This window comes from Actinoplanes sp. DH11, assembly GCF_020873875.1.
Lineage (GTDB): Bacteria > Actinomycetota > Actinomycetes > Mycobacteriales > Micromonosporaceae > Actinoplanes.
On record NZ_JAHWGU010000027.1, the window covers coordinates 126,648 to 135,446 of the forward strand.

Consider the following 8,799-nt stretch of genomic DNA (forward strand, 5'->3'; position numbering starts at 1 on the left):
GTATGACAACCCTGTCCGAGCGGTCCACCGGCACGTCACGGAGCGCGGTCGCCGCCGCCGCCGTCACGGTCGTCCTGTGGGCGTCCGCGTTCGTCGGCATCCGGGCGGCCGCGCCGTACTTCTCCCCCGGTTCTCTCGCGCTGGGCCGGCTGCTCGCCGGTTCGGCCGCCCTCGTGCTCTTCCTGCTGATCACCCGGCAGGGCCTGCCGCCGCGGGCCGCCTGGCCGGGCATCGTCGTCTCCGGCGTCCTCTGGTTCGGCGCCTACATGGTCGCGCTGAACTGGGGCGAACAGCTCGTCGACGCCGGCACCGCGGCCCTCGTGGTGAACGTCGGCCCGGCCGTGATGGCCGTGCTCGCCGGCGTCTTCCTCGGTGAGGGCTTCCCGCCGCGACTGCTGGCCGGGATCGCCGTCTCGTTCGCCGGTACCGTCGTGGTCGGCCTGTCGATGTCCGGCGGCGGGCACGCACCCCTGCTCGGTGTGCTGCTCTGCCTGGCCGCCGCGGTGACGTACGCGGCCGGCGTGGTCGCGCAGAAGCCGGCGCTGCGGCACGCCACCGCGTTGCAGGCCACCACGTTCGGCTGCGTGATCGGCGCGGTCGCCTGCCTGCCGTTCGCCGGTCAGCTCGTCACCGAACTGGCCGCGGCGCCGCCGAGCGCCACCCTCAACGTGCTCTACCTGGGCGTCTTCCCCACCGCTATCGCGTTCACCACCTGGGCGTACGCGCTTGCCCGCACGACTGCCGGCCGGATGGGATCGACGACGTACGCGGTGCCGGCCGTGGTCGTCCTGCTCTCCTGGCTGCTGCTGGACGAGGTGCCCGGCTGGCTCACCCTCGCCGGCGGGGTGCTGTGCCTGGCCGGTGTCGCGGTCTCCCGGGGCACCACGTGGCGCCGCCCGCGCGCGGCAGCCTGACGACGTCGTCACCGCGGGCGCGGCAGTCGTCCCCGTAGGCCGGTCCGGTGGATCTCGTGGGAGCGAGTCCAAATGCCTAGGATGGCGGGGTGATCCTGGGGCGCCGAACCGAGCTGGCCCGGCTGGCGGCGCTGCTGGACGGCTGCCGGGCCGGCACCGGTGGGGCGCTGGTGCTGCGCGGTGAGGCCGGGATCGGCAAGTCCACCCTGCTCGACCAGACCGCCGGGCGGGCCGCCGAACGGGGCATCCGGGTGCTCAGCACCGCCGGGGTCCAGGCCGAGGTCCACATCCCGTACGCGGGGCTGCACCGCCTGTTGCGGGCCGCACCGGACCGGGCCGGCACCGCGATGGAGATCCTCGGTTCACCGGACACGCTGCCGTTCCGCGCCGCGGTCGCGCTGCTCGACGTGCTGGGCGGCGACGACGAGCCGGTGCTGATCACCGTCGAGGACCTGCAGTGGCTCGACGAGGCGAGCTGGGAGGCGCTCGCCTTCGCCGCCCGGCGTCTGGATTCGGAACGGGCGGCGATGCTGTTCACCGCGCGCGACGGCCGGGACGTCAACCGCCGGCTTGCGGGCGCGGGCCTCACCGATGTACGCCTGGAACCGCTCGACGGCGACTCCGCCCGTGCCCTGCTGCACCGGGTCGCGCCGGCCCTGCAACCGGCGCTGCGGGTGCAGGTGCTCGACGCCGCGCGGGGAAACCCGCTCGGTCTGGTGGAGCTGGGTGGGGCCGCGGCCCGGTCCGGCGGTTCCGCGTTGCTGCCGGGCCGGGTCCCGCTCAGCGAGCGACTGGAACGGACGTTCTCCGGGCTGGTCGCCGAGCTGCCGCCGGTGACCCGCGCGCTGCTGCTGGTGGCGGCGGTGAACGACGGCGACGACCTGGACGAGATCGTCCGGGCGTGCCGGCTCGCCGAGCCCCGCGACGTCCGGCATGAGGACATCGATCCGGCCGTGGCGAACCGGCTGGTGCAGGTCGACGACCGGTTCCGGGTGCGTTTCCGGCATCCGCTGCTGCGGTCCGCGCTGCACCAGACCGCCACCGCGGTGCAACGCAGGCAGGCGCACGCGGCACTGGCCCGGGTGCTGGCCGGCGACCCGGAACGCACCCTCTGGCACCGGGCGGCCGCGGCGAACGGCCCGGACGAGTCGCTGGCCGAGGAACTGACCGCTACCGCGATCCGGGCCCGGCACCGGCAGGCCGCCGGGATCGCGCTCACCGCGTTCGAACGGGCGGCCCGGCTCAGCGAGGACCCGGCGGCGCGGGGCCGCCGGCTCATCTCCGCCGTGGGCATGGCTTCCGAGCAGGGCGACCGGGCGACGGTCACCCGGTTGCTCGGTGAGATCCGGGCGCACGAGCTGAGCCCGGGCGACCGCTCGCTGTACGACTTCCTCGTCGAGACCCAGCACGGCACCCGCTGGTCCGGCGGCGACCGGCTGATCAGTGTGGCCACGGCGATCGAGGCCCAGGTCGCCGCGGGTGACACCGGCCGGGCGGTGCAGCTGCTCGAGACGATCTCGTTGCGCACGTACTTCTCCGAATCGGACCCGGCCGTCATCGCGCGGCTCGTCGCGGCGGTCGACACGGTCCTCGCGGTGTCCGACGAACCGCTGCTCACGGCGTGTCTGGCACTGGTCTCGCCGGTCGGCCGGGGCGACCAGTGCCGCCGGCGGATGCGGGAACTGCTGATCGCCGGCGGGACCGACCCCTACACCACGTACCAGCTCGGGGTGGGCGCGGCGGCCGCCGGTGACCTGCCGATGGCCGGCGAGTTCCTGGCGACCGCCGAGATCGGGCTGCGGGCCGAGGACCGGCTCGGCATCCTGCACCGGGCCCAGATCCTGCACGCGGCGCACGCCGGTTATCTCGGTGACGCCCGCACCGCGCTGGCGTTGCTGCCGGAGAGCGAGGCGTTCGTCGCCGAGGCCGACGGCCAGAACTGGACGACCACCGCCTGGACCGCGGCCGGTGCGGCGGCGGCGCTGCACGGCGACCTCGCCGGTGCCGGTGAACGGGCCGCAGCCATCGAGGCGCTGCTCCTGCCGCTGGGCCGCAACCCGCTGCTGGCCGGGGTGCGGCAGATCCGCGGGCTTGCCGCGCTCGCCGGTGGGCGGCCGGCCGAGGCGTTCGACGAGCTGCGCCGGGTCTTCGACCCCGCCGACGACTCCACCCACCTCTACACCGGGTTCTTCTTCGTGGGTCACCTGGCCGAGGCGGCGGCCGGCTGCGGCGGGGCGGCCGAGCTGCGCCGGATCGTGGACAGGTTGACACCCCTCGCGGAGCAGGGCCGCTCGCCGGCGCTGCTGGCCGGCCTCGGCTACGCGCAGGCGGTGCTCACCGACACCGCGGAGGGCTGGGAGAAGGCGATCGGCGAGGACCTGCCGGGCTGGGCGTTCGAGCAGGCGCGGCGCCAGCACGGGTACGGCGCCTGGCTGCGACGCCGGCGGCGGCCCGCCGAGTCCCGGCCGCTGTTGCGCGCGGCCGCCGCCACGTTCGACGCGCTCGGCGCCACGGCGTGGGCCGACCGGTCCCGGGCCGAGCTGCGGGCGTCCGGCGAGTCGCTGCGCCGACCGGCCGAGACCGCCGCCGAGCTGACACCGCAGGAGACCCAGATCGCCCGGCTCGCCGCCGAGGGCCTGAGCAACCGCGACATCGCCGACCGGCTGTTCCTGTCGCCGCGCACGGTGAGCACGCATCTCTCCCGGATCTACCCGAAACTGGGCATCCGGTCGCGTGCCGAACTGGCCCGGGCGCTGCGGATTACATAGTTCTACGTACGCGAGCGGGACGGGCCGGCTCCTAATTTGGGACCATGCCTCTGGGGGAACGGCTCCGCGAGTTACGGCGTACCACCGGATTGACCATGGAACAGCTGGCCGAGACGTCCGGCGTGAGCGTCCGGACGATCAGCGACATGGAGCGCGGGCACATCCGGGCACCGCAGCCGCGCACCCTCGCCGCGCTCGCCGCCGCGCTCGGTGTGAGCGGCGACGAGCAGCGGCGGCTGGAGGAGGAGGCCCGGGCGCTGCGCATGCACGCCGGTGCCGCCCGGCCGCGCCGGGGGGAACTGCCCCGGGCGGTCACCGACTTCGTCGGGCGCACGCGGGAACGGGACCTGATCCGCGCACACGCCCACGGCCGCGGCCCGACACCCGTGGTCCTGGTGCACGGGCAGGCCGGGATCGGCAAGACCGCGTTCGCCCTGCGGGCCGCCGAGGAACTGCGGGACTCCTACCCGGACGGCTGCCTCCACCTCGACCTGCGCGGCGTCGACCCGGCACCGCCGGCCGCCGGTGCGGTCGCCGCCCAGCTGTTGCGCGCGCTGGAGGTCAGCCCCCGCCGGATCGCCGGCTCCGACGAGGAACGGTGCAGCCAGTTGCGCGCCGTGCTGCGCGACCGGCAGTGCCTGCTGGTGCTGGACAACGCGGCGGACGAGGCGCAGCTGCGCCCGCTGCTGCCCGGCGTGGGCCCCGGGATGATCGTGGTGACCAGCCGCCGGCTGCTCGCCGGCCTGGAAGGGGTGCTGCGGATCGGGCTGGCGCCGCTGGAACCGGCCGAGTCGGCCGCGCTGCTGCGGGCCATCGCCGCCCAGGCCGCCGACCCCGCGGCCGCCGGTGACGTCGCCGCGGTGTCCCGGCTCTGCGGTCACCTGCCGCTCGCGTTGCGGATCGCCGGGACACGGCTGGCGAACCGGTCCGGGTGGACGGTCGGGCACCTGGTGGACCGGCTCGCCGACGCCGACCGGCGGCTCGCGAACCTGCACGCCGGTGACGTCGGGGTGGCGGCCGCGTTCGCGCTGTCGCACGCGCAGCTCTCCGGCGAGGGACGGGCGCTGTTCCGGCGGCTGGCGCACGTGCCGGGCGCCGACTTCGCCGCGCCACTGGCCGCGGTGCTGGCCGGCACCGACCCGGACGACGTGTCCGACCGGCTGGACGAGCTGGTGGAGGTCGGGTTGCTGCGACACGAGGGTGCCGACCGCTACCGGTTCCACGACCTGATCCGGCTCTACGCCACCGAGCGGCTGCGCGCCGAGGAACCGCCCGGTGCCCGGGCCGCGACCCGGATCCGGATGGCGCGCCGGCTGGTCGCGACCGCGATCGTGGCCGGCCGGTGGTTCGAGCCGGGGAGTGGTCCGGCACCCGCCGCCGGGGACGCCCTGGTGCGGCCGGCGAACCGGGCGGAGGCCGCCGCGTGGCTGCGGGCCGAGGCGGAGAACTGGCTCGGCGCGCTGCGGATTCTCGACGAGTCCGGCGAGGACCGGCCGGCCGGTGCGGTGCCGGAGACACTGCTGGGCCATGCGGTACGGGCGCCGGCCGCCGCGAACCGGCCCGGTGCGCTGACGCACTGACGGGCGGCGAACTTCTGCCTGTCGTCCCGCATGGTCCGGGCGGGGTCTGATTGATTGCATCGAGGTACGGCATTGCCCGTACAGCGAAAGGTCTTTCTCCCGATGTCTGCATCTGTTTCCCGAAGGGCCGTCCTGGCCGGTACCGCGGCAGTGGTCGCCGCCGGTGCCGCGGCGACCGCCGGCACCGCACCCGCCGCGGCCTCGCCCGCCGCGACCGGCCGGCACCGCCCGAAGCCCACGATCGTGCTGGTGCACGGCGCGTTCGCCGACGCCACCGGCTGGTCCGACGTGATCACCCGGCTCACCCGCGACGGCTACCCCGTCGTCGCGCCGGCCAACCCGCTGCGCGGAGTCGCCTCCGACGCCGCCTACCTGCGCAGCTTCCTCGCCACGCTGACCGGCCCGATCGTGCTGGCCGGGCACTCCTACGGCGGCTTCGTGATCACCAACGCGGCGACCGGCAACCCGAACGTCAAGGCGCTCGTCTACATCGCCGCGTTCGCGCCGGCCTTCGACGAATCGGTGGGCGGCCTGGCGAACCTGTACCCCGGCACCCAGCTCGACCCGGCCACCGCCATCGACTTCCGGCCCTGGGACGGCGGTGTCGACGGATACGTCAAGAAGGACGTGTTCCGGCAGATCTTCGCCGGTGACCTGCCGCGCTCCACCACCGACGTCATGTGGGCCACCCAGCGGCCCGGCGACGTCTCGACCCTGCAGGACCACTCCGGTGAGCCGGCCTGGGCGACGATCCCGTCGTACTTCCTGGTGGCCAAGAACGACAACCTGATCCCGGCCGCCGTGCAGCGGTTCATGGCGGCACGCGCGAAGGCGTACACCGTCGAGGTCAAGGCCTCGCACGTCGCGATGATCTCCCAGCCCGGGGCGACCGCTGATCTGATCCGGAAGGCCGCCCGATGACTTTTGTGACCACGTCCGACGGCACGAACATCTTCTACAAGGACTGGGGCGCCGGCCGGCCCGTCGTGCTGAGCCACGGCTGGCCGCTGAACTCGGACAGCTGGGAGGCGCAGCAACTGTTCCTGGCCGACAACGGGTACCGGGTGATCGCGCACGACCGGCGCGGGCACGGCCGGTCCACGCAGACCTGGCACGGCAACGAGATGGACACGTACGCCGACGACCTGGCCGCGCTGATCGAGCACCTGGACCTGCGCGAGGTGACACTCGTCGGCTTCTCCACCGGCGGCGGGGAGATCACCCGCTACATCGGACGGCACGGTACGTCCCGGGTCGCGCAGGCCGCGCTCGTCTCCGCGGTGCCGCCGCTGATGGTGCGCCGCGAGGACAACCCGGGCGGCGTACCCATCGAAGTCTTCGACGGCATCCGGGCCGGTTCGCTCGCCGACCGCTCACAGACCTACCGGGACCTGGCCGACGGGCCCTTCTTCGGCGGGCTCGCCTCCGAGGGCGTACGGCAGGCGTTCTGGCTCCAGTCGATGGCGGCCGGGCACCGCAACGCCTACGAGTCGATCGCCGCGTTCTCGGCCACCGACTTCCGCGACGACCTGGCGAAGTTCGACGTGCCGACCCTGGTCGTGCACGGCGACGCCGACCAGGTGGTGCCGTTCGAGGTGGGCGGGAAGGCTTCGGCCGCGCTGGTCAAGGACGCTTCGCTGATCGTGTACGAGGGCGCACCGCACGGCATCACCGACACCCATTCCGAGCAGCTCGGCAACGACCTGCTCACCTTCCTGAACGGATACGCCGCATGAGCACGATCGTCCTGATCCACGGCCTGTGGGTCACCCCGCGCAGCTGGGAACACTGGATCCCGTACCTCGAGGCCCAGGGACACACGGTGCTCGCGCCCGCGTACCCCGGCTTCGAGATCGAGGTGGAGGCGCTGCGCGCCAACCCCGACGTGATCGCCCGCCTGACCGTCCCGGAAACCGTCGCCCACCTCGAGAAGATCATCACCGCCCTGCCGGAGAAGCCGATCCTGATCGGACACTCCTTCGGCGGCGTCCTGACCCAGCTCCTGCTGGACCGCGGTCACGGCGCCGCCGGCGTGGTGATCGACTCAGCGCCGCCGGAGGGCATCCTGGTCAACCCGCCGTCCCAGCTGAAGTCGCTCTTCCCGATCCTGAACAACCCAGCGAAACGGCACCAGGCGGCCGGCTTCACCCCCGAGCAGTTCCACTACGCGTTCACCAACACGCTGCCCGTGGACGAGGCCCGCGCCGCCTACGACAGGTACGCGATCGCGGCGCCCGGCAACTGGGTCTGGGCCTACGGGCTGATCGCCAACTTCAAGCCCGGCAAGCAGGAGACCTGGGTCGACTTCACCAACGCCGGCCGGGCACCGCTGTTGTTCATCGCCGGCGGCAAGGACCACATCATGCCACCCTCGGTGAACAAGTCGAACGCCAAGCACTACAAGGCGCCGGGTACGGTCACCGACTACCACGAGTTCCCGGAACGCTCACACTGGACCTGCGCGGAACCCGGCTGGCAAGAGGTCGCCGACCACGCCCTCGCCTGGGCCCTGCGACACACGGCCTGACCTGCGGGCGGCCACCCCGGCCGCCCGCAGTTTCTTCGACAACCCCCATGGGTACGCTCCCAAACGTGATGGCCCTGCTGTTAGACCTCGCCAACATCCTGGGCGGCCTGCTGCTCGCGGTCCCCCTGCTCCGCAGCCTGCCCACCGTCGGCACTCCCCTGGGCCGCCTCACCGACAAGATCAGCCCCTGGGCCTGGCTGGTCGGCGTCCTGGCACTGGTGACGGGCGGCTACTACCTGCTGGTGCACCTCTTCTCCGGCCCCCACCTCTTCCACTTCGAGGTGGTCGGCCTCGCCGTCGGCGTCATCCTCCTCTGGGACCGCCTGACCGGCCGCCACACCCCGACCACCCCTGCCCCCGGCCTCGCTCCCGCCAGCTCCGCTCCCGGCGGGCCCAGTGCCGGCGGCTCCGCTCCTGGCGGGTCCGGTGCTGGCGGGTCCGCTCCTGGCGGGTCCACTCCTGGCGGGTCCGCTCCTGGCGGGTCCGGTCCTGGTGGTGGCCCGGGCCCCGCCGCGAGCGTTTCGGCTCCCGGCGGTCAGGGCGTTCTGGCCGGCCGCACTCTGATCCTCGCGATCTTCGGCGTGATCGCCATCGTGGTCGGCCTGCAGGGCTTCTTCACTCCGAACTAGCAGCATCCGCGCCCGCTGACCGCTCGATGCCTGCCGACCGGCTGGTGACCGTGGCCCAGCCCGGTACGTCCTGCACCATAACTCCGGCTCCGCCTATTTCGGAAACACCCATCGCGCCCGAGGTTTACCGGTAAATGCCCCCCTTGTTGCCCGGTAAACCGGCCCATGGTTTACCGGGCAGCAGCGGGCGACAGATGCGTGCTCCCGCCATCGCCAGCGTGCTCGCCGCAAGGGCTCACGGACGGGCCGTCAGCATCGGCTTGTGTTGCGGCCGCCCGGGGGGCGCGGTCGTAAGAACTACGAACACAAGCCACTCCAGCCGGCTGTCACTCATGGCTGCCGGAGACGCTCTCCGGCAGCCCTGAGCGACAGCCCGATCCG

The 8,799-nt window shown here is 73.5% G+C and carries 7 protein-coding genes; all 7 read left to right on the forward strand.

From position 1 onward, the window contains the following. Nucleotides 1–2 precede the first annotated feature (2 nt). Nucleotides 3–914 (forward strand): DMT family transporter, encoded by a 912-nt coding sequence (locus LPA41_RS31690; RefSeq protein WP_229074745.1) that lies wholly within the window; start codon nucleotides 3–5, stop codon nucleotides 912–914. Nucleotides 915–1,003: 89 nt separating this feature from the next. After that, nucleotides 1,004–3,682, forward strand: a complete 2,679-nt coding sequence (locus LPA41_RS31695) for an AAA family ATPase (RefSeq protein ID WP_229074746.1) — start codon at nucleotides 1,004–1,006, stop codon at nucleotides 3,680–3,682. A 44-nt stretch (nucleotides 3,683–3,726) separates the two neighbouring features. Beyond that, complete coding sequence (locus LPA41_RS31700) at nucleotides 3,727–5,262, forward strand: helix-turn-helix domain-containing protein (RefSeq protein WP_229074747.1); 1,536 nt, start codon at nucleotides 3,727–3,729, stop codon at nucleotides 5,260–5,262. Nucleotides 5,263–5,364: 102 nt separating this feature from the next. After that, a complete protein-coding gene (locus LPA41_RS31705) occupies nucleotides 5,365–6,183 on the forward strand; it encodes an alpha/beta fold hydrolase (protein ID WP_229074748.1) in 819 nt (272 codons plus the stop codon). Continuing rightward, entirely contained in the window at nucleotides 6,180–6,998 is an 819-nt protein-coding gene (locus LPA41_RS31710; RefSeq protein ID WP_229074751.1) for an alpha/beta fold hydrolase, read from the forward strand. The genes LPA41_RS31705 and LPA41_RS31710 overlap by 4 nt, the downstream gene beginning before the upstream one ends. Then, nucleotides 6,995–7,789, forward strand: coding sequence for a carboxylesterase (locus LPA41_RS31715; RefSeq protein WP_229074753.1), 795 nt, complete (start codon nucleotides 6,995–6,997; stop codon nucleotides 7,787–7,789). The genes LPA41_RS31710 and LPA41_RS31715 overlap by 4 nt, the downstream gene beginning before the upstream one ends. Before the next feature lie 68 nt (nucleotides 7,790–7,857). Continuing rightward, on the forward strand, nucleotides 7,858–8,418 hold the full coding sequence (locus tag LPA41_RS31720) for a hypothetical protein (RefSeq protein WP_229074755.1): 561 nt from the start codon (nucleotides 7,858–7,860) through the stop codon (nucleotides 8,416–8,418). Nucleotides 8,419–8,799 lie beyond the last annotated feature (381 nt).